The sequence below is a fragment of the Sphingomonas sp. genome (assembly GCF_964263785.1).
In the GTDB taxonomy this organism is placed as follows: domain Bacteria; phylum Pseudomonadota; class Alphaproteobacteria; order Sphingomonadales; family Sphingomonadaceae; genus Sphingomonas.
This window is the reverse complement of sequence record NZ_CAXVWL010000026.1, coordinates 1-25058: the sequence shown is the minus strand read 5'-3', so window position 1 is coordinate 25058 and position 25058 is coordinate 1. Positions and strand designations below refer to the sequence as shown.

Below are 25058 nucleotides of genomic sequence, written 5' to 3'. Positions count from 1 at the left end.
TCACGGGGTGGGACGGATTGCCGCTCGCACCGTTCCCCGCATCGCGGTACAAGCGCGTCGGGGAGCAAGAGGGGGACGCCATGACCGATCTCAGCGGCCAGCCGCCGTCGTTCGATCCGCGCAGCTGGAAGCGCGCGGGGGCGCCGGCAAGCGCACCCGCGGTGCCCGTGCCTGCCCCGCCCGCAGCTCCATCCGCCGGCGCGCCGCGAAGGTTCCCGGCCTTGGCGCTTGCCGGGTCAGCGGCGATCCTGGCAGGCGGCGCGCTGTTCGCGCACTGGTCGCGTCCGGCCCAGGCGCCTGCGCCGGTTGCCGGCGTTGCGCCCGGCACGAACGCCAGCGCGCCGCGCGATGAGCGGCGGATGCTCACGCTGTCGGGTGCGCAGGATTTGCAGGGCGCACTGATCGCCAGCGGGGTCGACGCAGCGAGCGCGCAGCAAGCGACCGCGATGGCGATGCCCGCGCTCAAGACCGGCGGCGAGATCCGCGCGGCGATGACGCTGTCGCCGCGCGGCGGTGCGATGGACCTGGTGCGGCTGGAGGCATCGAACGCCGATTCGTCCGGCGTGATCGTGGAGCACACGGCGGGCACATTCACGGCGACCGCGGTCGCCGCCGACCTGACCAGCAAGGTCGTGGTGCGGCGCGGCACGATGGACGCCGACAGCTTCTATTCCTCGGCGGTCGCGGCGGGGGTGATCGACAGCCTCATTCCCGATTTCGCCGCCGCGCTCGCGTTCGATTTCGACTTCCAGCGCGAGGTGCGCAAGGGCGATGCGTTCGAGGCCGCGTTCGAGCAGCGCGTCGATCGCGATGGCCGCGCGGTGGGCCCGCCCAAGCTGCTGTACGCGGCGCTGTCGACCCGCACGAAGGCAGCCGCGGTGTACCGGTTCACGCCCGCAGGCGGCGAGCCGGGATGGTTCGACGGCGAAGGCGTATCGACCAAACGCGCGCTGCTCCGCACGCCGGTGGACGGCGCCCGGGTGTCGTCCGGGTTCGGGTTTCGCATCCACCCGGTGCTGGGCTTCATGAAGCTGCACAAGGGCACCGACTTCGCCGCACCGACGGGCACTGCGATCTTCGCCAGCGGCGACGGGACGGTCGAATGGGCGGCGATGAAGGGGCCGAACGGCAATCTCACCATCCTGCGCCACGACAACGGCTGGGAGACCTATTACCTGCACCAGAGCATGTTCATGCCCGGCGTCGTGCCGGGCGCGCGGGTCGCCCAAGGGCAGGAGATCGGTAAGGTCGGCACCACCGGGCGGTCGACCGGACCGCACCTCCATTACGAATTGCACATCGACGGACAGCCGGTCGATCCGCTGAGCGTCAAGACCGAAGCCGCGCCGCCGCTGTACGGCGCCGTGCTCGCCGCCTTCAAGCGCGAGCGCGACCGGATCGACGTCAACCGGGCACGGAGATCGACCTGATCGGTGGGCGAGCCGCCGACATCGCCAGCGGCAGGATGAGCGCGACCAACACCAGTGTCATCGCCACGCTGGCGTTGAGTCCTTCCGCCGATCCTCCCCAGCGCGCCGCACCCGTCATATCGAGATCGTGGAGCGCGCCGAAGCCGCCGGTGCCGGGATTGGGATCGAGCCCGAAGACGATGCCCTCCGCCCAGTTCCATCCCGCATGCGCCGCGATCGGCGCGGCCAGCCCGCCGCTGCGCCAGGCAAGCAGACCGAACAGGATGCCGCCGAGCAGCAGGTTGACGAGCGTCAGCGGGGTGCGCGCTCCGCCCGCAATGTGCAGAGCGGCGAAAGCGATCGCGGTCACGCCGATCGCCGCCGCGATGTGCCAGCTGCGCGCGAGCACGGGCTGGAGCCAGCCGCGAAAGAACAGTTCCTCGCTCGCCGACTGCCCGGCGACGACCAGCGTGCCGATCAGCAAGGTACCGATGCCCCCCCCAGATGGTCCGCGCGCGACCGCGCCCGCTAGTGTCGCATCCCCCAGCGCGAGCATAAGCCCGCCGATGCCGATCGCGGCACCCACTGCGATCCACAGGGCGCGCGATGTCGTCGTCGAATCGGGCAGCCCCGCGAGCCTGCGCCCCAGCACTGCGATGAGCGCCAAGACCCCGTAGAGCAGCCCTGAGAACAGCGCCTCCTGCCCCGCCGGGGACCAGTCTGCGAGCGTCGCGCCGAGCGCCGGCGCCAGCAGCATCGCGGCCGAGACGACCGCGCCGCCCGCGATCACCGCGGCGATCAGGACCGGGAACGGGCGGCCGGCGGCGTTCACTTGGCCGCGATCCGCGGTGCCGGCGGAGCGGGCGGCGACAGCATCGACTTGGACGCGTCGCCGACCAGGAAATACGCGCCCCAATAATAAGGATGCGACGTCGCGGGTACCTTCATCGCGCCGAGCTGGGCATCGCGCAGCGCCGCGCCGATGCTCTCGGTGCGTCCGTGCGCGTAGAAGTTGCGGATGAACTCGTCGCTGGACGCGATCGCGGGCACCTTCCAATAGGTCGCCAGCACCGCACGCGCGTTGGCGGTGATGAAGGCGCGCACCAGCCCGTCGAGGGTCGCGCCCGATTCGTCCTGCCCGCCCAGACGCCCGCCCACCCCGGAGACGCCACTGGCCGTCTCGCACGCCGACAGGACGACGAGGTTCGCATCGAGCCGCAGCCCGGCGATCTCGCTGAAGCTCAGCAGTCCGTCCGACGGCGCCATCCCGCCTTCTGGTGGCGCGAGCGTCGTCACCAGCGCGGGCGGTACGCGCAGGCAGCCCGCCTTGGTCTCGGGCAGGCCATGGGTGGCGAAATGCAGCACCTGGTACTGCGCGAGGTCGCCCTTGGCGCTCTCGGCCATCACCGCACGGTCGCTGAACGCAGCGCCGGTGATCGCTGGCGCGTTCGGCACCCCCAGCGACGCGGAGGCGAGCCGGATTTCGGCCGAGCTGACTGGCTTGTTTGCGTTCATGATGCCCGCCAGCTCGGCATAGCTGACATCGCAGCCCGAGCCGAACTGCACCCGCATCGTCGCCTGCGCACCGAGCGCGGTTGCCGGCGCATTCTCGCCGAAGCCGATGAACGGCTGCGGCGCGCGCGATGGCGCCAACGCCCGCGCGATCAGGAACGACCGCGGCGACAACGCACCGGTGATCTCCGCACGCCCTGCGAGGAAAGCGACTTGGGTCAGATCGTTGGGCGCGGTCTTGCGCGACACGGCGTAGCGCTTGACGCTGTCGAGGTCGGTGACGAGCACGCCCGCGGGCAGGTTGGCGAGCGGCCCGGACGGGTCGATCACCAGCGACTTGGCCTGGAACACCGCCGGCCGCGACGGGCCGGTGATCAGGTCGAACAGTGCATAGGATGCCGCGACGTCGAAGAACGGCAGCGTGCCCGTATCGTCGCGGATCGACGCGCGCACGCGAGCGGCGATCGCGCCGACTGTCGCGGCGGGCGCGGCGAGCGCGTAGATATTGGCGCTCTTGCCGTCGATCATGATCCCGAAGGCGCGATTGCGGAGCTGGACGATCTTCAGATAGGCTTCATCCGGGCGCAGCGCGGCGCGCAGTTCGGCGACCTTCACGGGTGCGTCGTCGGTGACCCGGAAACGCGGGTCGCCCGCGAGCGCGGCGTCGACCGTTGCGAGCTTGGATTCGGTCGCAACCCGCTCGGCTTCCAGTGCCTCGATCTTGTCGGGCGTGGCGGCGGCGATCTCGTAGCGCAGGCGGACGACCGAGCGCTCCAATTCGGCGCGGTCGCGGACCTTGGCTGCGGTGGGTCCATCGGCGGTGACGATCCGCTGCAGCTGCGCGATCTGGCGGGCGACGGTCGGCTCGCCGACGGACTGTAGCGCGCGAAAGAACCGATCCTGGCTCTCGATCGACGGAGTCTTCGCATCGGCCGCGGCAAGCAGGTCGAGATACACCTCCATTGCGGCGGGCACGACATTGCCCGACGCGCCCGATGCGACCATCGTGTCGGTCGCATCGGCGAAGTCGGACAGCACTCGGGTCCGGTCGACGCCGGGCAGCCGCGCGAGCAGACTGGCGCGCTCGAGTTCGGTTTCAGCGACCATCGGCCCACCGCTACCCGCGACGGGCGCGGTGCCTCCGATCACGCCGCTCGTCACCCGGACACGGCGCGGGAGGTCGAGCGGGCACGCGCCACCGCCCGCGACAGGCACGTTCTGAAGCGTGGCGAGCGAGCAGTCGAAGGCGTGGACCGCCTCGGTCAGCTTGCCGTCACGCGCCGCCAACCGCCCATATTGCCGCTGGACGCGGGCTTTCAGTGCCGCGACCGCCTCCGCGGGCACAGCGCGCTGGAGTTGGTCGACCGAGACCAGCCCTTCGTCGAGCGCACGCCGGGCGCCTGCGATGTCGTTCGACGACAGCGACGCGACGCTGCGCGCCCAGCTGCGCTGCGCTTCGAGCAGCAGGCGGGAGAGCTGTGCCGAATCCGTGCTGCTCACCGCGGCACGCACCCCGCTGGCGGGCGCGGGCTGATTGAGCGCGCTCAGGATCGCGGGATCGCTCAGCGGGTCTCCCTGCGACTCGGCGTTGCCGAGCAGGGCCAGCGCGGTCGCGAACTGGCGGCGGTTGATCGCGTCCTGGCCGCGATAGGTCGCCTGCTTGGCCTGAAGGAACGCCGCACGATCGACCCCGGGCTGCCCCGCGATCAGCCCGGCGCCACGGTCGAAATGATCGCCCGCCGCATCGAACTGGCCGATGTTCGAATCGGCGAGCCCCGCCTCCAGCTCCAGCTCGGCGCGGATCAGCGGCGGGGTGGTCGAGGCGAGACGGCTCAGCACGTCGTTGAGCAGCCGCGACGCCTCGACATATTGGCCGCGGTGGTTGAGCGCGATCCCCGCCTGGAGCAGCGCGGACGGATCGACGTCGTTGCCGCTCACGCGTCCGCGCACCGGCGCTGGCGCCGGCGCCAGCTTGGCTGGGTCGATCGACGGCTTGACCAATGCATCGGCGCCGGGGGTCGGCGCAACCCCGGCGATCGCGCGCATCGCGCCCTCCAGCGGTCCGAGCGCGGTGGCCAGTGCCGCACCGGTGTAGCGCACGCCACCGTGCGTGAAGCCGATGCGGACGGTGGGTAATGCGAGCCGCGGATCGAAGCAGGCGCGGGCCAGCGCCTCGCCGACGCCGTCGACCGTCACCGTCGACGGTGCGCCGCACCCCTCCTCGGGCAGTCCCTTGCCGCCGCGGATCGCCACCATCCACCCTTGCGCGCGCGCCGCGGTGACGCCGCGGCAGGTGATCGCCCACGCCTTGTCGAACGGGTTGGTCAGCCGGTCGTCGCGCCAGTTGCGCGAGATCTGGCATGGTTCCCCGTTCGCATCGCGGCCCAGCACGAAGGACTCGGGCGCGGGCGCGCGTGCCACGCTCAGGTCGCCGCCGAGCGTCGCGGCCACCGCGACCAACGCCATCGCGGCGCGCGTTACGGCTTTGTCGGGCATGGCTTGTCGCCTTCGCAATCCGCAGCCGTCGCGGCCGCATCGGTTTCGGTGTCGAGGTAGAGCGCTTCGTTGTTGGTGCCGATCAGCGGATCGAACGCCAGCGTCAGGTCGTCTGCGGTGCGCACGATCTCGGCACGGCTGGTATCGAACAGGTTGAGCGTCGGCTGCGCGATCGAGGTGTTCAGGCAGCCGCCGCCCGAACCGATGATGCAGCCGTTGATCCGGCTTGCCGCCGGGCTGACGCCGGTGTCGATCGACAGCCGCTCCGGGCCGAGCAGCGCGGTCGCCTGGCTGCTGATGCCGTCGATCGTGCCGAAGAACTCGAACGCGTTGGTGGCGCTGTTCGGGGTCGCCAGACGCAGCGTGGCACCATTCGCGCCGTTGGTGCCAGCAGCACCTAGCACGACGCCCGTCTGCTCGCCCGGCCTGCCCGTGTTCTGGAACAGCGCATAGCGGCCGTAGGTGAGCGACAGGGTGGCCGAGCGGACCAGCACCGGATCTGCGTAGGGCGCGGCGCCCAGCGCGCTGGGGCTGTAGAGCGTCGAGGTGGGCCGGGCGACATATTCGCGGGTGACCTGTTCGACCTCCAGCCCGGCCGCGGTGCGATAACCGACCGCGTCGAGAAAATCGCGGTCGAGCCCAGCGCCGATCCGGTCGGCGGTAAGCTCGAGCTTGGCACCGTCGACCAGCAGCCGCCCGCCCTCGGCCTGGGTCGCCGCGATGCGGATCACGCTCGTCCGCCCGGCGGCGGCATCGCTGCCGATCGCGATCGTCCGCGCCGCGGTCGATCCGGCTGCGACGAAGCGGCCGAGCATGTCGATGCGGCCCGTTGCGGTGATCGCGAAACGGGTCGCACCCGTTGCCGCCCCCAGCCCGACCGCGCCGATCGTCAAGTTGCGCGCGCCGCTGGCGATCGTGACCGTCGGCGCAGAGACGAGACCGATCTCGGCATTGGACAGGTCGAAGCGAGTCGTCGGCGCCGCGAACTCGGTTTCGTTGCCGGCGCCGGTGTCGCCGAGGCGCGTCACCCCTGCGGTCGCGACGTTGGTCAGCGCGACCGACTGCGCCGAGACCGCGCGGGTCAGCACCGCGTCGGCAGCGTCCAGCCTGATCGCGCCGGCGGATGCGGTGACCGTGCCCAGCGCCGCCGTACCCGTCGTTGCCAGCGCCACATCGGCCGCGCCGCTGGTAATCGCCGTCTCGGGAGCGAAGGCGATCGCTCCGCTCGCTCCCTTGGCGCTCAGCGACACCGCGCGCGCGCCCGTCAGCGTCGTCGCGCCCTGCGCCGCGAGCCCGCCGGTGCGCGCGACGAGCGCGATGTCGGCGCCGCTCTGGCGGGCAGTGCTGCCCGCGGTACCCAGCGTGATCGTCGCGGCATCGATGCGGTAGCTCGTGCCCGCGGAGACCGCGCCCGAAACCGCACTCGCACCGCTGCTGGTCAGCGCAACCGCGCCCGTGGCGGTGCCGGTGCCGAGGCGGATGTCGCCTGCGGTCGCACCGAGCACGACGTCGCCGCCGCGCGCATTGGCCTGCAAGATCGCCGCGCTGCCGGTGCGCGCGTCGATCCCCGTCCCCGCATCGAGCCGAGTCGCGGCCAGAGCGCCGCGGCTGGTGGCGCGGATCGCGCCGCTCGTCGTCAGCCCGCCGATGTTCGCCGTGCCGACGCTGAGCACCGCATCGCCGCCGCGGACGGTCGCGGTGCCCACTGCCAGCGTGTCGGCGGTCGCGTCGAGCCGGCCGCCGACGTCGAGCGTGTCCGCGCTCGCAGCGCCCGTGGTGGTCAGGGTCAGCGCCGTGCCCGTCGTCAGCGATCCCAGCGTCGCCGTTCCCGCGGCGATCGTGGCATCGCGGCCGACCGTTGCGGTCGTCAACGTCACGCTCGCGCCTGTCGCGCCCAGCGTGGTGCCGACGTTCAGCAGGTCCGCGCTGATCGCGGTGCGCCCGGTCAGCGTCGCGTCGGCCGCGAAGCGTCCCTCGCCGATCGCGATTCCTGCGTTGCGCGCGGTCACGATCGTGGTGCCGCCGGCGGTCGCCTTGCGCAATGCGACAGTGCCGCCGCTTGCGCTCAGCGTCCGACCAACGACAATCGTACCGGCATCCACGAGACCGCCGGCGGTCAACGCGGTGTCGCCCGCGATCGTCGCATTGCCCAGTTGCACGGCATTCGTCGCGTCCAGACGCGTGCTGCCGCTGCGGACCACCGTGTCCGCCACCCGGATCGCCGCCGCTTGGCCGAGCAGATCGCCGACGACATCGATCGCATCGATCGCCAGCGCGCCGGTCGCGGCTAACGTCGCCGTACCGCCGAGCGTGGCGGTGCCGAGCGTCAGGTCGCCCACGGTGGTGGTCAGCGTTGCTGCGCCCGCCGAGACCGTCGCCTGCGCGATGCCCCCGGTCGCCGCCGAAACGGTGAGCCCGGTGCGCGAGGCCAGCAGGTCCGCGGTCAACGCCCCCGCCGCCGCGATCCGTGTCGATCCGGCCGTCAGGATGCCGATGGCGACCGTCGAGTCCGACGCCACATCGGCCAGTCCGCCGACCGTGGTGGTGCGAAGGTCCGCGCCGTCGCTGCCCGCGGTCAGTGCAAGCGCGCCTGCATTCAGCGTCTGCGCGTCCACCCGCTGCGCCGAGATCGTCAGTTGCGCAGGGGTGTCGATGCTGCCCAGCGTCGCGGTGCGTGCCGCGGTCAACCGCGTGTCGCCGGCCGCCCGCGCCTGCACGATGGTCGCGTCGGTTCCCGCTCCGGCGGTCAGCGTGCCGCCCGCATCGATCCGGTCGACCGTCAGCGCCGCAGCACTCGCAAGCGACAGATCGTTCGACGTCGTCAGGCCGGTCGCGGTCAGATCGCCCGCGGTCGTGGTCAGGGTTGCGGCGCCCGCCGTCGCCTGGCCGATGCGCATCGTGGCCGCCGCGGCATCAAGCGCATTGCTTGCGGTCAAGACGTCCGCGCGCAGGTCGCCCGCGGCGACGACCCTCGCGGTGTCGCTCGCCAACGTGCCGATGACGAGCCCCGCATCGGACTCGGCCATTGCATCGCGCACGATCGTCGCGGTACCCAGCGTCGCGCCGTCGCTCCCGGCGCTCATCGCCAGCGCACCCGCCCCGATCGTTGCCGCGTCGATCCTCTGCCCGCTCAGCGTCAGGGTCGCAGGCGTAGCGAGCGTGTCGATGGCGATAGTCCGCGCGGCGATGCGCGTATCGCCGCCCGCCCGCACGTCGCGGAGCGACGCCCGGCCGACGGCATCGATCGCCAGCGTACCGTCCGACGCGATCCGATCGATCGACAGATCGTTCGCCGCGCTCAGTGCCGCAGCCCCGCCGATCGTCGCCTCACCGATGCGCAGGTCGGCGCCCGTCGCGGCCAATGCGGCGTCGCCGGCCACCCGCGTCGTCGCGAACGATGCCGACGCGCCGCTGGCGGTCAGCCGTCCGCCGACGTCGAGCGTCCCCGTGGTCAGCACGCCGGTGGTCGACGCGTCGACGTCGCCCGCGATCGCCAGATCGGTGAGTACCAGGCCGTCCAGCCCCGTCGCGATCCGGGTCGCACCGCCGGTGACCGTCGTCCGCGCCACCTGCGCCGAGGACGCAACGATGCTCAGTCCTGCGCGCGCTGCCAACAAATCGGCGTTCAGCGTTCCCGCCGCAGTGATGGCGATCGTTCCCGCGTCGAGGGTGCCGATCGCGACGTCCGCATCCGAGCGGACCGTCGCCAGCCCGGCGACCGCCGCGGTGCGCAGGTCGACCCCGTCGCTCTCCGCGGCCGCCCCGAGCGATCCCGCGTTCAGCGTCGTCACTGCGATGCCGCGCCCCGCCAGCGTCACCGCCGCCGGCGTTGCGATGCTGCCGATGCTCAGCCGCCGCGTGCCGGTCAGCGCGGCATCGCCGCCAGCGGTGACCGCGGCGATCGTCGCATCGCTCCCCGCTCGCGCGGTCAGCGTGGTCGTCGCAGCCAAGGTGTCGGCGACGAGATCGCCAGCGGCGGCAAGGTCTGCGCTGCCCGCATTCAGCCGTCCGATGGCGATGGTCGCATCGGAAGCAACCGTCGCAGCGCCCGAGACGGTGCCGGTGCGCAAGGCGAACCCGGCCGAGCCGGCGCGGGCATCGAGCGTGCCCGCGGCCAGGTCCGTCACCGCGATACGATCGGCGTGCAACGTCGACGCACCCGTCGTCGTCAGCCCGTCCGCGGTCAGGTCGGTCGCCGCGGTCAGCGTGGCACGTCCCGCCTGGAGCGTGCCGATCGCGATCTGCGCGTCGGACGTGACAGAGGCGTCGTTCGCCACGGTGCCGGTGCGCAGGTCTAACCCGGCCGCACCCGCACCGGCGGTCACCGTGCCTGCATCGAGGTTCGCAACCGCAATCTCGTTTGCGGCCAGCGTCAGGGTCGCGGGCACGGCGACGCTGCCAATGGCCAGTCGGCGCTCTGCGGTAAGGCCGGTGTTGCCCCCCGCAGCCACTGTTGTCAGCAGCGCGTCATTCCCTGCCCTAGCAGCCAATGAGCCGCGGGTCGTCAGGGTGTCCACGGTCAGATCGGTGGCGGCGGCGATGTCGGCGCTGCCCGCGTCTAACGTGCCGATGACGATGCCGGCCTCGGAGGCAAACGTGGCATTTCCCGCAACCGTGGAACCCCGCAGGTTGGCGCCGCCCGCACCCGCGGTGAGCGCGAGCGAGCCTGCGTCGACCTTGGTGGTCGCGACTCCGCTTCCGATCAGGGTCAGCGCACGCGGCATCGTCGCGCTGCCGACCGTCAGCAGCCCGATCGCCTCGAGACGCGCATCGCCCCCCGCCGTCACCGTCGCGATCGTCGCCGCATTTCCCGCACGCGCGTCGAGGTCGCTTGCGATCGTCAGCGTGTCGGCGGCGAGATCGGTTGCCGCTGCGATCGTGGCGCTACCCGCATCGAGTGCGCCGATCGCGATCGGTCCGGCCGACGTCAGGCTCGCCGCCCCGACAACCCGCGCAGTACGCAGGTCGAGACCGTCGACACCCGCCGTCGCGCCGAGCGAACCCACGTCCAGCGTCGTCACCGCGATGCTGCGCGCACCCAGCGTCAGCGCTGCCGGTGTCGTGACGCTGGCGGCGATCAGCCGCGCCCCCGCGCCAAGCTGCGCGTTGCCGCCGGCCTGGACGATCATCAGCGTCGCATCCGTACCGGCGTTGGCGGCAAGCGTCCCGGCCGTCGTCAGGCGATCTGCGGCGATCGTGGTGCCGGCAGTCAGCGTTGCCGTGCCCGCGTCGAGCGTCCCGATCGCGATGCCCGCATCCGAGCGGATTGCCGCGGCCCGCGTCACGGCCCCGGTGCGGACGTCGATGCCGTCGCTGCCCGCCGCCGTATCGAGCGCACCCGCGTCGGCGCGGGTCACCGCGATGCCGCGCCCAGCCAGCGTCAGCGTCGCGAGCGTGGTCGCCGTCCCGATGCTGACGAGGCGCGTGCCCGATACGCGCGCGTCATCGCCCGCGGTCAATGCGGTCAGCGTCGCGATATTGCCCGCGGTGACGTTCAGCGTCGTGCCCACCGTCACCCGGTCGGCGCTCAGGTCGCCCGCCGCGCTCAGCACACCCGCAGTGCCGGCGTCCAGCGTCCCGATCGACAGCGTCGGCCCGCTCAGCACAGCATCGGCACCGCTCCGCCCCGCATCGAGCCGCAGCGTTCCCGTACGCGTCGTTAAGCCCAGCGTGCCCAGTCGCGCGTTCGCACTAGTGATCCGCGCCGATCCCGCGTCGACCGCTATCCTCCGCGACGCATCGAGCATCGTCGCATCGAGTGCACCGCCAATCGTCGCGCGCAGGTCGCCCGCGGTGGTCGTGACGGTGCCGAGCGTCGCCGTGCTGCTGCCGGTCAGCGCCGCCGACGCGCCGGTGATCGTCGCTGCGGTCAGCGCGCCGGTCGCATCGACCGTCACCGCGCCGCTGGCATGGCCCGTGCCGAGCACGAGCGCGCCGCTGCGCGTCGTCAATGCCAGCGCGCCATTGGTCGCGGTCGCGGTGGTGACGTCCAGGCTGTTCGCGACGATCGTCGTCGTGCCCGCCGTCGCCGAACCGAGTACCGCCGCACCGCCGATATCGAGCGCGATGGCGCCGGTTCCGCCCTGTAGGATCGTCCGCGGCGAACCGACACGCGCGGCGAGGCCGCCGTTGATCGTGGTGATCGCCAGCGTGCCCTCGGCGGTCGTCGCGCGGTCCAGCGCGATCGGCGCGGCAGCGGCGGCGGTGCGGTTGCCAGTTGTCAGCGCAATTCCCGTCGCCGCGTCGATCGTCCCGATCGCAATCGATTGATCGGTCAGCCCCGCCGCATCGCGCCGGGTGCTCGCGGTGACCGCGCCCGCCGACGAGGCGAGCGACTCGGCAACGATCGTGCGCCCGCCAAGGTCCACCCCGGCCCTCCCCGCCACCGCGCCGGCGCGAACCAACCCGTGCGCGCTGTCGGTCGAGTCGGCTCGGACGGTGACCGTTGCTGCGCTGCTGACGAGATTGACCGCGCCGAAGCCGCCACCCGCCACCCCGGTCACGTCACCGTTGGTGCTCGTCAGCGCGACCGCGCCGGTCGCGGTGCCGCGGACCAAGCGCAGGTCGGTCGCCGTGGTCGCCGCGATGCCGCCCGCGGTCGCGTCGATGGTCGAGAAGGTCGCGGCGCCCACCCGCGCGGTCGCATTCAGGCTGCGCGTGGTGATCGCGCCGCTGTCCACGGTGCGGCCGCCGAGCGTCGTGGCGCCGCCCGCGACATCGACGAGGCCGGTCGTCAGCGCGCCCGTCGTGTCGAGCGACAGGTCGCCCGCACGGACCTGAACGCTGTCGATGGTCAATGCAGGATTGCCCGCGCCGGTCAGCGCGATCGTCAGTGTATCGCGAGTCGCCGCGCGCACGATCGACAGAGACCCTCCAAGGCCGAGCGACATCGCCGTCCCCGGCGATGCGATCGTCCGCGCCTCGACCTGGTCGAGCGTCACCGCGATTCCCGTGGCAGCGGCAAGACGCAGCGCCGACTGGCGGTCCGCGCCGCCGGCGATCAGCGTGCCCGGCTGGAACGCGATGCCGCCCGCCGACTGGAGCGTCACGTCGCGCGCGCCCAGCGAGCCGCTGTCCGACCGCAGGGTCAACCCGGCCAGACCGGTGATCGCGCCGTTCGTGCTGGTTACTTGAATGCCACCCGCCGCGGTCTGCGCGATCGTCTGGCCCGCGGCGCCCAGCGTCACGCTCGCACCGCTCGCGCTCAGATTTCCGCCTGCGGCGATCGCGCTGGTCAGCAGCGCCGCACCGGCCGCTGTAACGCTGGTGTTGCCCGATGTCGTGACCGCGCCGATCGTCGCGACGCCACCCGCGTTCACCGTCAGCGATGTGACGGCGGCGCCCACCCCGCCGGTCCGGCCGGACACGTCGCCCGCCGCACTCACCGTCGTGGCGCCGCCCTGGAGCAGATCGGCGCGCACCGCATCGGCACTGGTGATCGTCGTCGGTCCCGTGGCGTTCAGCCGCGCGACCGAGATCGCGCCGGTCGCACCGGTCTTGGTCAGTGCCGCGGCGCCGCGAATGTCCCCCGCCTCGACACTCAGGTCGCCGTCGCGTGCCGTCGCCTGCAACGTGCCCGCGCCGAGCGTGCCCAGCACCACGTCGCGCCCAGCAAGCGTCGCCGCAGTGCCCACCGCGGCATTGGGCAGCGACAAGGTGGTCGCGGCATCGGCGTCCAGCGTCGTCCGCGTTGTCACCAAAGTGGCGCTGATCCCGCCGGCGCGCGAGATCAGCGTCGTGCTTCCACCGGTCGCCGTGCCGCGCGCGTTCACCGTCCCGAGCGTCAGATCGCCGTTGCCGTTGACGTCGATGTCGGTTCCGGCGTCGATCGACGCGGCACCGACGGTGCCGTTGTCCGACCGCAACGCCACTGCGCCCGCGGTCGCGGTTACCCCTGCCAGCGACATTGCGCCGTACGAAACCGCGCCGACGTCCGTCTGCGCCAGCGTCGCGCCGGTGACCGCTAGCGTACCGCCCGCGGCGGTGAGCGAAATTGCCCCCGCGTCCGACGTCGCCGAAGCGAGCGCAGCGTCCGTCCGCGCATTAACGGTAAGCAGCCCGTTCGAGCGCACCGCGCCCGCAGTGACCGATGCGGCGTTCGACTGCAGCAGCGCAGTTCCCGCGGTCGACGTCACCGATTCGACGTTCACCGCGTCGCGGTATGCAGTTATCGCCACATCGCCGCGACCCAGCGTCGCGCCGGTAACGGTGAGCGCTTCACCGCTGGTGAGACCGACGGTCGACGTCACCGATCGCGCGCTCGCCAGCGTCATGCCGGTATTCGCGAAGGCGGTGAGCGTACCGTTGGCGGTGACCGCTCCGGCGGTGAGCGTCGTTGTGTCGCTTTCCAGCGCGACGTTGCCCGCCGCTGTCGTCACCGCACCGAGCGACACCGAGCCGCCGGTGGCGCTGAAATCGGTCTGCGCAGCCGACGCGCCGGTGACGGTCAGATTGGCCCCAGCGGTCAGCGTCGCGGCCCCGCCGGTCGCGGTGATGCTCGCGAGCGTTGCATCGGCGAACGCGTCGGCGAAGACGTCGACGCCGGTGAGCGCACCTGTAGTGATTGATCCGCCGGTCGACGAAAGCCGCGCTGCACCGTTCGCGGAGGTCACGGCGCCCGCGGAGATACCCGATACACCGTACAGATATACCGTGCCCTGCGTCGACACCGGGCCCGACACAGTCAGATTGCCGCTCTGCGCACTCAGAATGGAATAATCCGAACCCGCTGCCGTCACGCTACCGAACGTGGCGTTCGCGCCTGCGGTCGCGAAGACGACGCTGCCGGCGGACAGCCCTCCGGCGACGTCTATGCTGCCCGTGGTCGCCCGGACATCGACGTAGCCGCCTGCTTGCGCGCTGGCGATCGTCGCATCGGTCTGGCCGTACAGGATCGCGAGGTCACCCGCGACGACCGCGCCGGTGGTCAGCGCGCCGCCCGAGGACTGGAACTGCACCAGGCCATTGGTCGCGGTCACGTCGCCGAGGGTGATCGCGCCATCGGCCGATCCGTCGATCCGGTCCGCCGCCTGCAGCGCGCCGGTGACGCTCAGCGTCCCGGTACCGCCGAATAGGACGATGCCGCTTGCGGTCGAGGTGGCGCTGTCCAGCGCCGCGCCGGTCTGACCACCGGCGGTGATGTAATCGCGCGCGCTCAGCGCACCCGCGGTGAGGGTCGTATCCGACGCCAGCAACAGGCCGCCCGCGGTCGACGTGACCGCGCCCAGCGCGACGGTCGCCGCCCGAATATCGACATCCCCGCTGGCGGTCGTCGCACCCGTAACCTGCGCGGTGCCGTTCACCGAGCCCAGCGTAATCCCGCCGGTGTCCGACATGGCGCTGGCGGAGGTGAACCCGGCATCGCGCGCGACCGACAGGCCGGTGAACGCGCGCACTGCGCCTGCGGAGATCGTGCCCGTGCCGTTGGTCGGCGCAAAGACCACATCGGCCCCGGTCGAGCGGACATCGCTCATCGTGATCGCGCCCGGCGCGCTGACGGTGACTTGCCCGGTCGCCTGGGTCGCGCCGGTCACCGCAACGCCTGCGTTGATCGAGGTGAGCGTCGCCGTCCCCGCAGTCGCATCGATCGACGCCAGCGTCAGCAGGTTGCGCGCGGTCGCCGACACGATCGCCCCGGACACCGCCCCCGCGGTCGCGGTCGATCCGGTCGACGCGATCGTCGCGGTTCCCGTCCGCCCGTTCACGTCCGCGACGGTGACCACCCCGGGCGCGGTGACCGTCGTGCCGGTGCCCGACAGCAACCCCGTCGCGGTGACGTTCCGATTTGAAGCGACGCGCAGCGAGGAAGTGGTCGAATTGGCGCTCGCCACCGTCGCATCGGTTGCGCCGAACACATCCACATAGGTGCTCGCCTGAAGCGCGCCCGCGTTCAGCGCACCCGTAGACGAATCGAGATCGACATGCCCCCCGCTCGAGGTCACCGCGCCCAGCGCCAGCGTCGCGCCCGTCGCGTCGACATTGCCCGTTCCGGTCGTCAGCCCGGTGACGGTCAACGTGCCCGCACCCGCGTTGAGCGACACCGTGCCCGATTCCGATCGCGCGCTCGCCAGCGTCACGTTGGCGTTGCGCTGTATGCTGAGATTCGTCGCCGCGCGCACCGCGCCCGCGGTCAGCGCCGACGCCGCCGACGCCGGCAGGAAATTGATCGCGGCGGCCGTCGACCGCACGCTGCCGACGTTGACGATCCCGGGCGCGGTGATCGTCACGTCCCCCGTCGCCTGAGTCGGCCCGGTCACGGTGATCCCAGCCGCGGTCGAGGTGAGCGCTGCCGTTCCTGCGGTCGCGTCGACCGAGGACAGCGACAGCAGGGTCTGCGCGCGCGCGATCACCGATGCCCCGCTGACATTGCCGGATGCGGTCACGGTCGAGCCGGTCGATTCGAGCGTCGTCGTACCCGTGCCGCCGCTGACCCCCGAGACGCTGACCACGCCCGGCGCCGTGACCGTCGTACCGACGCCCGAAAGCAGGCCGCTCACCGTGACGTCGGTCAGCGCGGACGCCACGCGGACCGTCGATCCGGTCGAGGTCGTGCTCGCCACTGTCGTGCCGGTGCGCCCGAGGACGTCGACGAAGCCGCTCGCCTCCAGCGCACCTGCAGTGAGCGTGCCGGTGGAGGAACCGATATCGATATGCCCGCCGGTGGCATTGACCGCACCGAGCGACAGGATCGGCGCGGTGGCCGCGACGTCGGTCGCCGCGTTGGTCGCGCCGGTGACGCTCAGCGTGCCGCCGGTGGAGGCCAAATCGACCGATCCGGTCTCCGACCTGGCGCTCGCCAGTGTAACGTCGGCGTCGCGCGACACGCTCAGCCCCGTGAACGCACTCACCGCACCCGCGGTCAGCGCGGACATGGCCCCGGCGGGCAGGAAGCTGACGGAGGCACCCGTCGAGCGAACCCCCCCGGCCGAGATGAAGCCCGGCGCGCTCACGGTCACCGACCCGGTCGCCTGCGTATTGCCGGTGACGGTGATCCCCGCCGCGGTGGAGGTCAGCGCCGCGGTGCCCGCGGTCGCATTCACCGACGCCAGCGTCAGCAGATCCTGCGCGGCCGCCGATACGATCGCGCCCGAGACCGCGCCCGCGTTCAGCGTCGATCCGGTCGATGCGATCGACGCGGTCCCGGTCCGCCCGGATACGCCCAGCAGGCTGACCGCGCCCGGTGCGGTCACCGTCGTGCCCGTTCCCGCGAGCGCGCCGGTCGCGGTGATCGTGCCGTTCGACGCCAGCCGCACCGTCGAATTGGTCGAATCCAGGCCAGCCGCGGTGGCGTTCGTGTTGGCGAACACGTCGATATAGGTGCTCGCCTGAACCTGGCCGACGCCGAGCGCGCCGACGGTCGAATCGATATCGACATGCCCGCCGCTCGACGTAATCCCCGCCAGCGTCAGGGTCGCGCCGGTGGCGTCGATATCGCCTCCTGCGCTCGTCAGGCCGTTCACCGTCAGCGTGCCCGCACCCGAACCCAGCGTGATCGCGCCCCTGTCCGCGGTCGCGCTCGCCAGCGTCACCGCGGCGTTGCGCGCGACGGTCAGGCTGGTCCGCGCGCGCACCGCGCCCGCGGTCAGCACGCCGGTCGCGGTCGCCGATTGCAGGCTCACCGCGCCGGCGGTCGATCGCACACTTGCCAGCGACACCGCATCGCGGTTCGACACGGTGACGTCGCCGCTCGCGGTCAGGCCGGCGCTCGCGGTGATCGTCGTCCCCGCGGCGGTGCCGGTCAGCGACAACGCCTGATTGGCACCGGTGATCGCGACACTCGTCAGCGAAATGTTGCCGGGCGTGCTGATGGCGAGCGCATCGACCAAATTGGTCGCGCCCAGCGTCACCGTGCCGCCAACCGATAGCGGCGAGAAGATGGTGTGCAGGTCGTTGACTGACGTCAGCGCGCGTGCGTCGATCGTGCCCAGCGTCAGCGGCGCGGTGGCGGTGGCGAGCCGGATGCCGACATCGCCGGTGTTGGCTGTGTCGAGCGGATCGCCGGTGACCAGCGCAGTGCCGGACAGATCGATGGCGGTGTTCGCGTCGAGGACGATCGCGCCCGGCGTCGCATCGGGATCGGCGTGCGCGCGGATCGTCACCAGTCCGGTCGCACCCGTCGCCTTGGCGATCGTCCCCGTCGAGGCGGTATAGGCGGCATTGCGGCCCGCGATCTGGCTGGCCGGCGCTACGCCACCGAGCCGGACTCCGGTGCCCGACACCGACAGGTCCCGCCCGACCGACGCATCGCCCGTCAGCGTCGCGATCGCGGTGGACGAGAGGATGCCGTCGGTCGCCGCGTTGATCGTTCCCGCAGTCGCCGCGCCGGACAGCGCGCGCAGCCGCACGCTGCCGCCGATCGCCTCCGCGGTGCCGACGTCCAGCGTCGAACCGGTGGCGGATACGTTGAGGCTGTTATCGTCCGTGTTCGCGGTCAGCCGGATCGCGGTCAGCGCGCCGGTCGCGGTCGCCGAAATCGTGCCCGCATCCACCGTGCCGATCGTCGCGGTGGTCGCGGCGGTAAGCGCCGCGTTGGTGCGGACCGTCGCATCGAACACCCGCAGCGCGCCGACGTCGCTGCGCGCGATCAGCCCGAGATTGGTCTCCACCACCTGCAGGTCGACGCTGCCGCCGCGCGCGTCGATGCCGTCGTCGGTGCTGGACGCGGTGCCCGACACGCCGATCGCGCCCGTCGCGCGCAGCGTCGTGGTGCTGCCCGAGGTCGTTCCGCCGAGCGTGAGATCGCCCGCCGTCGCGGTCGCGCCCAACGTGCTGCCGGTCGCGGTCAGCTGGTCGGCGTCTATCGAGGTGGCGGACAGCAATGCGGCGCGTCCGGCGGTGGCGGTGCCGATCGTCGCGGCGCCGGTCGCGGTGATCGACAGGTCGCGCTTGGCGGTGAACCCCGAAGCCGCCGTCGCGCGCCCACCGACCGCGATCGCATCGACGTTCAGATCGGAACCCGTGCCCGTGGTCTCGGCGCTGTCGATCGCGAGATCGCCCGATGCGCTCAGCGTCGTGTCGCCGCCCGACATCGACGTGTCCGCGGTCAGATTGCCCGCGGTCGCCTCCAGCGCCAGGGTGGTGCCCGCCGCCGCCGCTCCCAGCGTCACCGCGGCCCCGGTCACCGCGCCCGCGGTTGCGGCGGTCAGGCTGGTCAGCGTGGCGCTTCCGGCACTCGCCGTCACCGTCGCGCCGCCGACCGTCGATTCGACCGCGCCCGCGGCGATGTCGCCTGCACCGGCGGTGATCGTCGCGCTGGCCCCGGTCGCGTCGCCGATCGCGATGCCGCCCGCATCGGCGCGCACCGTCAGTCCCTGGCTCGCGGTCAGGATCGCGGGTGCCGCACTTCCGCCGACGAGCGGCGCGGCGATGCCGTTCTTGGCGCGCACGTCGATCGCGGAATTGGTCAGCGGTGTGTCGGGGATCGGCGGGGTCGCGTCCGGATCGCCCGGAATGACTCCGTCGACCGCGTTCAGCGTACCGCCAAGCGTCAGCGACAGCGCACCGCCGAGGTCCGCCGCGGCGCCGGTCATCGTGATATTGGGCGCCAGCGTCGCGGTATTCCCCGCCGCCAGCACGATCCCCTGGTCGGTGGTGTGCGCCGATGTCGCGATCATCGTCGCCTGGATGTCGAGCAACGCTTCGGTCACCCGGCTGCGCGTCGCCGCGGCCAGGATGATCGAACTGCCGGTCAGCGAATTGGTCGCGACCATCACCTTTGTCGATACGGCCGGGTCGGCCAGCGACGTGCCCTTGGCGATCGTCACCGCGAGCGGGCTGCCGCCCTCCAGGTTGATCGTGGTGTCGTCGGCGGCGACCAGCGCGATCTCGCTCGCGGCGGTCAGCGTACCGCCGGTCTGGATGTTCGCCGCGATCAGGGCGACGACGCCGCGCGCGCTCGTCAGGTCGTCGATGTTGCCGGTGGCGCCCAGCTTCGCGGTGCCGTCGACGTTGATCGACGCCGTGCTCTCGCCGCTGAACCGCAGCGTGCCGTTCGTGTTCGCCAGGAACACCGCGTCGGGGGTCTGCTCCGGGATCGTGTCCGTGGCAGGAATGCCGGCAATGTCGCGGGTCGACGCGATCAGCGATCCCACCGATACGCTGGCGCCAGCGCCGAACATGATCCCCTGGGGATTGACGATGTAGACCGACACGTTGGCGGGGGCGTTCAGGGTGCCGTTGATCGTCGACGCCGTCAGCGTGGAGCCCGCATTGCCGGGTATCCCCACCACCCGGTTGAGCACCGCCACCGGGATGACGGCGGGAACCGGCAGGCCGGCCTGCGTGCCGTCGACGAAATTGACAACATGCCCCGTGGCGATGTCGAACGTCTGCCAGTTGATGACGCTGCGCTGATTGTTCAGCGTCACGTTCAGCGTCGCGCCGTCCGGCGCGCCCACCGTCGCGCCGCCCAGCACCGGGCTGCCGCCGGTCGGCAGATCGGTCGGGGTCGTCTGCGCCAGCACCGGCGCCGTCGCCAGCATCCCCGCCAGCGCGGTCGTCTGCGCCAGTCGCCGCCGGACCGTCCCATTGCGAGAGCTGATGCGTATCGATTGCGGGGCGGCGTGCATGGCGAGTCCGATCCTCACGGGAATTTGGGGCTGATCTGCGCGGTGAGCGACAGGAGGAACCGCCCCGGTGCGCGTTTGCGGTCGACGCTCAGAGCGCGGTCGAGCGGCCGCGCGTAGGTCGCTTCCAGCAGCATCGGGCCGGGTAGCCGCGCGCGCAGGCCGCCGCCGACCGAGCGCAGGTGACGCTTGTCTTCGTTCTGCTTCTGCGCAGAATCGAGGTTCCAAATGTAGACGTTGTCGCCAAACCCGTAGAGTTGAAGGTCTACTCCGCGAGTCGCGTGGAAATCTAGCCGCGTCTCGGAATGAACGCCGACGAACCGATCTGCGCTGTTTGCACCCGGATCGTAGCCTAACCCGACGGTCAGGTTGCCAAGCGCCTGCTCGTCGAAATTGAGCAGCGGATGATTCGACCATTGCCCGAGCACATTGTGTGCGAAGCTGATCGTCTTGTTGACCCGCCCGAGCGCCGCGAGCTGCCCGCGGACGATAATTGCCTTGGGATCGCCCTCAGGCCGCGACGGCGCGTAATTGGCAGCCGACTGCCCGCGTTTTGTGGCGTCGAGGATGCCTAGCCCCTTACGCAGTTCGAGCGCGCCGTTAATCGCATAGGCGTCGAGTCCATCGAACCGCCGCGCGCTGATCCGCCCATCGAAGCGCGTATAGACGACGCGCAGCCGATCTAGGTTGAGCGGAGAATAGCCGAACTCATCATAGATGCGGATCTGCTGCTCGATCGCCTCGAACCCGATCGTAGCCGACAGGTTGCGCCGGACAGTACGGACGATCGGCTTGGTGACATCGAATCCGCCGATGATCGAACGCGAACGCAGATCGAGCGTGCCGATGTCGGGGCGCGACCACGCATAGGTCAGCCGCGGCCCGGCGCTCAGCCCGCTCGCCGCATCGCCCGCGCGGTAGCCGATCTGCGCCACCTGCTGCTCGCGCAGCTGCGCGGTCGTCGATCCGCCGATGTAGAGCGTGTCGCCGGGCACGAAGAGCGCGTTGATGTCGATCCGCGCATACGCCGTCTCGCGCCCGAGCTGGCGCGATCCGTAATTCTGGACGTTGGCGAGCACCGACACCCGCTGGGTGACGACGTTCAGGTCGCCGATCACATCTCCGGGCGCACCGCCCGCGGGCCTGAGCGCAAGCTGGATGTCGAGGCCCGGCACGTCGCCGACAAGCAGCAGCAGGCGCTCCGCATCCCGCTCGTTCAGCGGATCGAGCGCGCGCAGCCGCTCAATCGCATCGGCCAGGATCGTGCGATAGCGTCCCGCCTCGCCATGAACCCGCACCTCGGTGATCCGCGCCAGGACGACCGACAGCGTCAGCACGCCGTCCGTGATCTCCTGTGGCGGCACCTGGACCGACGCGACGAACCCTGCACGAACCATTGCCGCATTGGCAGCATCGCGGATCGTGCAGACCACCGCCAGCGGCTGCTCGCCCGTCTGCGGCGGTCCGATGGCGGCGAGCGCCTCTGCGATCGGCTCGGGCACCGCATCGCGCCCGACCGCCACGAACTTCACGCCGGTAAGCGTCACCTTCAACGGCGACGCGGCAAGCGGGCAAGGCGGAGTCGGCACCGCATTGCTGCCGCTGACTCGCGGCGTCGCTGAGTCGGTGGTCGGTGGCGCAGGCTGCTCGACCTGCGCGCGACTCGGCAATTGCGGCGCAGGCGCGGGCGCAGGCGACACTTGCGCGGCTCCGATGGCCGGAAGCGCAAGTGCCGCAAATCCCACGACAACTCGCGCGCCCCTAAGATGAACGTCAGTCAATGCGATCGTCCCCCCGGTCGACGAAACGTCGACGATCGAGCGTCACCTGCTGCGTCCCCTGCAAGCATTGCGACGGTGGAACGCTATCACGGGTGGCAGCAGGAATCTTCATAAATTGGCAAGGCTGTACGGAACATCGCTGTATGGCGACCTGCAACCGAGGCCTGTTGTTTGTCACAACGGTCGTCGTCGACGATTTTACCTTGGGATTTCGCGCCCGAGTGTGTGTAAGACTCAGCGGTGTCGGAGGGAAGGGGACGGCGATGGCCACGCGCATCGGCACCTACACGCAGGACAATCGCATCGGCCGGCTGACCACCGAGCTGGGCAAGGACGAACTGCTGATCGTCGGCCTGACCGCCAGCGAACGGCTGAGCGAATCGTATACCGTTACGATCGACGCCTTCAGCGAACAACCGCAGCCGCTGCACAAGCTGCTCGGCACCGCTATCGGCGTCGCGTTCACGTCCGGCACCGACATGATGGTCAATCGCGATTTTGCGGGCGTTCTCTGGGAATATAACGAACTCGGCAGGGACGACCGCGGCCACAATTACCGGCTGGTGCTTCGTCCCGCGCTGGATTTCCTCACCCTCAATCGACGCAACCGCATCTTCCAGAACAAGTCCGCGGTCGACATCGTGAAGTCGCTGCTCGCGGTCCCCTATCAGGCGAAGCTCGACGGCACCTATGATCCGCTCGAATATTGCGTGCAATATCAGGAAAGCGATTTCGACTTCATCTCGCGGATGATGGAGTATGAGGGGATCTATTATCATTACGAGCATTCGGGAGACTCGAGCAAACTGGTGCTGGTGGACAGCAGCAACGCGCACGACGATCTCGCACCCGCCTCGGTCAAGGTGATGAGCGAGGCGAGCCGGCGTCCGGACGCGCCGATCTGGTCGGTCACCGAACGGCGCGCGCTCGGACCCGCCAAGGTCACCGTCGCGGATTACGATTTCGAGGCGCCGTCCACCGAATTTCTGAAAAGCAAGGCGGCGGCCAAGATCCTCGGCGAGCCGACGAAACGCGGCGGGCAGACCGCCGAAGGGTCCGCGCCGGCATGGGGCGCAGCCGCCGAAGTCTATGACTTTCCCGGCAAGATCATCTACAAGACCAACGATCCTGCTGCCAAGAACAAGCAATCCGCGACGGCAAGTCGCTACAGCGCGCTGTGGCTGGACGCGCACCGTCGGCGGATGGCGCGCAGCTTTGCCGAGGGTGCGCTGTTCAGCGCCGCGGTCGGCCGGCGGCTGACGCTGAACTATGAGGACGGCACCTCGACCGAATATCTCATCGTCGGCACCGCCCATGATTATAGTGCTCCCTCCTACGACAGCGGCGAGGGAGAGGAGACCTTCGGCTGCACCCTCGAACTGATGCCGGCGACCGAGCAATACCGGCCTGCGATGGTGACCCCCCGTCCCCGCATCCTCGGGCCGCAGACGGCACTGGTCGTGGGGCCCGCCGGCGAGGAAATCTACACGGACAAATACGGCCGCATCAAAGTCCAGTTTCCCTGGGACCGCGAGGGCAAGAAGGATGAGAAGGCGAGCTGCTTCATCCGCGTCGTCCAGGCCGCCGCCGGCCAGGCCTGGGGAAGCTTCAGCCTGCCGCGGATCGGGCAGGAGGTCGTCGTCACCTTTCTGGACGGAGATCCCGACCGGCCGCTCGTCACCGGTGCGGTCTACAACGGCAACAATCCCACGCCGGCCACGCTACCCGACAACAAGACCCAGTTCGGCCTCCATACCCGCATCACCAAGGGCGGCGGCGGCCATAATCGCTGGTGGTTCGAGGACAAGAAGGGCAGCGAGGTCGTCTGGTTTCGTGCCGAGCGCGACTATGACGCTCACGTCCTGCACGGCAACGAGACCCGGCTCTATACCGACGGCAACCGCACGACGGACTTCAAGACCGGCAACGACACAAAAACTCTGGACAAGGGCAATCTGACCACCCTGATCAAGAAGGGCGACGAAACCCGCACGATCGAACTCGGCAAGCGCACGACCACGATCAACGGCGACGATACGCTGGAGATCAAGATGGGCAACCGCGCCACCACGATCAAGATGGGCAACGACACGCTCAAGGTCGCGATGGGCAATATCGACACCAAGGCGGACCTCGGTAAGATCAGCATGGAGGCGATGCAGTCGATCGAGCTGAAGGTCGGCGGCAGCAGCATCCTCATCGATCAGGTCGGCATCACGATCAAGGGCACGGTTAAGGTCGACATCAAGGGGATCATGGTAAACTCGTCCGCCGACGCTATACACATCGTCTTGGGCGGTATCGTGATGATCAACTGACGGGCGGTCACGGGGGCGAGAGGTGGAACGGGCATGAACGACGAGATTGCGACGGCGCCGCGCGACTGGTCGCGGGTTAAGTGGACGCGCGCGGCGCAGCTGGCGCCCATGATGGGGGACGCGCTGCCGATGGAGTCGGTCGGCGCCTTGCCGCCTGCGGCTGCTTTTGCCGTTCTGCGCGACAATGATCCGGCCGGAGCCGCGAACTTCGTCGCTCAATGCCTGCCGCGGGTCGATGCCGTGCGCTGGGTTCTGGCATGCCTTACCTACACCGATGAATCCTTGCCGCCGGCGCGCGCGGTCGCTGCAAAGGCGGTGCGGCGCTGGCTGGCTGGGCCATCCGACGACGCGCGTCGGCTCGCGTTCCAGGCGGGCGAGATCGCCGGCTGGGATACGATGGAGGGCCTGGCCTGCCTCGCCATCTTCCTGTCGGGTGGTTCGATGGCGCCGGCCACGCAGGAGATGCCGGTCAATCCGCAACCCGGCGTGTTCGGCAGGGTCGTCGCCAGTGCCGTGCTTGTCGCAGCCCACGCGCAGGGCGGTCTGGCGTATCCGGACCGGATCGCGGCGATGCTGACCAAGGCGGATGCGTTGGCCGCGGGAGAACAGCCGGGATGATGCTGCGGCTCTGCATCGAGAACGTGCCCTCGCTGACGTCGGGCGATCCGGTCGAGATCAGCCTTGCCGAGCACGGCCTGGTGATCGGCCGTGCCGCTCATGCGGACTGGACTCTGCCGGATCCCGCCAATCAGATCAGCTCGATCCACTGCGAAGTCGATTATCGCGACGGACGCTATTTCCTGACCGACAAATCGACGAATGGCACCTTCATCAACGGCAACGGCGAGCGGTTGGCGAAGCCGGTTCAGCTGCGCGACGGCGATCTGCTCCAGATCGGTCATTACCAGGTGCGTGTCGAGGAAGTACCCGATGGCGGCGGCACGACCGGCCTGGGTGGCGTGGCCGGTGCATCCCCGT

The 25058-nt window shown here is 70.5% G+C and carries 8 protein-coding genes; 4 read left to right on the top strand and 4 right to left on the bottom strand.

Going from position 1 to position 25058, the window contains the following annotated elements; genetic code table 11:
• Positions 1–80 precede the first annotated feature (80 nt).
• Positions 81–1430 (top strand): M23 family metallopeptidase, encoded by a 1350-nt coding sequence (locus ACE5C1_RS03960; RefSeq protein WP_374942766.1) that lies wholly within the window; start codon positions 81–83, stop codon positions 1428–1430.
• On the opposite strand, the gene ACE5C1_RS03955 is transcribed toward ACE5C1_RS03960, so the two are convergent.
• The 4 genes from ACE5C1_RS03955 to ACE5C1_RS03940 are packed head-to-tail and all read right to left on the bottom strand — an operon-like array spanning position 1405 to position 21681.
• On the bottom strand, positions 1405–2241 hold the full coding sequence (locus ACE5C1_RS03955; RefSeq protein WP_374942765.1) for a lysostaphin resistance A-like protein: 837 nt from the start codon (positions 2239–2241) through the stop codon (positions 1405–1407). The two genes, ACE5C1_RS03960 and ACE5C1_RS03955, sit on opposite strands and share 26 nt — an antisense overlap.
• On the bottom strand, positions 2238–5417 hold the full coding sequence (locus ACE5C1_RS03950) for a CHAT domain-containing protein (RefSeq protein ID WP_374942764.1): 3180 nt from the start codon (positions 5415–5417) through the stop codon (positions 2238–2240). The genes ACE5C1_RS03955 and ACE5C1_RS03950 overlap by 4 nt, the downstream gene beginning before the upstream one ends.
• The gene (locus tag ACE5C1_RS03945) at positions 5399–19984 is read right to left on the bottom strand and encodes a filamentous hemagglutinin N-terminal domain-containing protein (protein ID WP_374942763.1); all 14586 of its coding nucleotides are present in this window, start codon (positions 19982–19984) and stop codon (positions 5399–5401) included. The genes ACE5C1_RS03950 and ACE5C1_RS03945 overlap by 19 nt, the downstream gene beginning before the upstream one ends.
• 14 nt (positions 19985–19998) lie before the next feature.
• Positions 19999–21681, bottom strand: a complete 1683-nt coding sequence (locus ACE5C1_RS03940) for a ShlB/FhaC/HecB family hemolysin secretion/activation protein (RefSeq protein ID WP_374942762.1) — start codon at positions 21679–21681, stop codon at positions 19999–20001.
• Positions 21682–22025: 344 nt separating this feature from the next.
• Between ACE5C1_RS03940 and ACE5C1_RS03935 the strand changes: the two genes are divergently transcribed.
• From ACE5C1_RS03935 to ACE5C1_RS03925, 3 genes are all read left to right on the top strand, one after another.
• A complete protein-coding gene (locus tag ACE5C1_RS03935) occupies positions 22026–24080 on the top strand; it encodes a type VI secretion system Vgr family protein (RefSeq protein ID WP_374942761.1) in 2055 nt (684 codons plus the stop codon).
• 33 nt (positions 24081–24113) lie between these two features.
• A complete protein-coding gene (locus ACE5C1_RS03930; protein ID WP_374942760.1) occupies positions 24114–24698 on the top strand; it encodes a hypothetical protein in 585 nt (194 codons plus the stop codon).
• Positions 24695–25058 (top strand): type VI secretion system-associated FHA domain protein (locus tag ACE5C1_RS03925; protein WP_374942759.1); only part of this gene is annotated, 364 nt, incomplete at its 3' end. The genes ACE5C1_RS03930 and ACE5C1_RS03925, both read left to right, overlap by 4 nt.